This is a genomic window from Caballeronia sordidicola (assembly GCF_000729995.1).
GTDB classification, from domain to species: Bacteria; Pseudomonadota; Gammaproteobacteria; order Burkholderiales; family Burkholderiaceae; genus Caballeronia; species Caballeronia sordidicola_A.
Genome location: NZ_JNFG01000091.1, coordinates 1 through 1,004, shown reverse-complemented (window position 1 = coordinate 1,004; position 1,004 = coordinate 1). Strand labels below are relative to the sequence as shown.

Genomic DNA, 1,004 nt, shown 5'->3' with positions numbered 1-1,004 from the left:
GGCGCGCAATGTCGAACTCGTTGAGCGGACCGTGCGCATTCTGCGCGAAATGGATTATGAGATCGCGACGCCGACTGAAGCGCGCCAGTTGATGGGCCTGCCTCGTACCGACACACCGGTACGTCCGCAGTTCTCAGTAGCGTAACTTGCTGGGCGGCAGCGTTCTTCGCTCCCACACGTCAGACCCGGAAACACGAAATGGGTGATCAGCAACAATGCCGGTTGTAACAAGCCGGACTGTCATTGGGACCGTCCGGCCGCCCTAGCTAGTTGAAATCCGCTGCACCTTAGTGAGGCCTGCCGCTATTGGTGACGCCGCATCTCGCGCAGCATCTGGAACCGGCCTTATTCGAGCTCGGCGGCAAGGCGCCCGTGGTGGTGCTCGACGGCGCAGATCTGGATGCCGTGGTGGGCGGCATCGCCGACGCGAACGAAGGTGAAGTTCGCTATGTTGGAGAGATTTCGAAAAACTGGTTCGGCAGTAGAGAAAAGGGACGCGGATCTCTCGTGTTGCTATGAGACAGGCCTATGAGGATACGGGATCCATCGGCATAGTGTCTCAAACAACAGGAGACGGACGTGGCGTCACGACGAACGGGTCAGATTTGGCATAAAGTGGACGGCCACAACTACCTGCACCCGTCAACGGATGACACCGATCATTGGGCCGTTATCGCATGAAATGATCAAAAAAGGCGCGAGAAGGTGTAGAGCTGCAAGGGCGCATAGTCATTCACTTATAAGTAGCCTGCACTGGCGGTCAACTTGTCAAAAAGACAAACTGCCGCCAACTGAAGCTCGCGGAACCGAGCGTTTTATGTCACGCCACGGAGAAATGCGGGCGAGCGGTCGTATCGGTACGGGGCAACCCCATCATCTGGCGCGCTTCAGTCGGCGTCGCGATCTCATAATCCATTTCGCGCAGAATGCGCACGGTCCGCTCAACGAGTTCGACATTGCGCGCCAATTGCCCCTGGCGATAGTAGAGGTTGTCTTCAAGCCCG

The 1,004-nt window shown here is 57.5% G+C and carries 3 protein-coding genes; 2 read left to right on the top strand and 1 reads right to left on the bottom strand.

What is annotated here, in order from left to right; genetic code table 11:
- Both FH08_RS50755 and FH08_RS54195 read left to right on the top strand, forming a co-directional pair.
- A partial coding sequence (locus FH08_RS50755) for a 3-keto-5-aminohexanoate cleavage protein (RefSeq protein WP_160172527.1) occupies positions 1 to 145 on the top strand: 145 nt, incomplete at its 5' end.
- A 164-nt stretch (positions 146 to 309) separates the two neighbouring features.
- Positions 310 to 519: an aldehyde dehydrogenase family protein gene (locus FH08_RS54195; protein WP_326928995.1), complete on the top strand. Its 210-nt coding sequence runs from the start codon at positions 310 to 312 to the stop codon at positions 517 to 519.
- 301 nt (positions 520 to 820) lie between these two features.
- Here FH08_RS54195 and FH08_RS0133805 read toward each other — a convergent pair.
- A partial coding sequence (locus FH08_RS0133805; protein ID WP_031362601.1) for a 3-keto-5-aminohexanoate cleavage protein occupies positions 821 to 1,004 on the bottom strand: 184 nt, incomplete at its 5' end.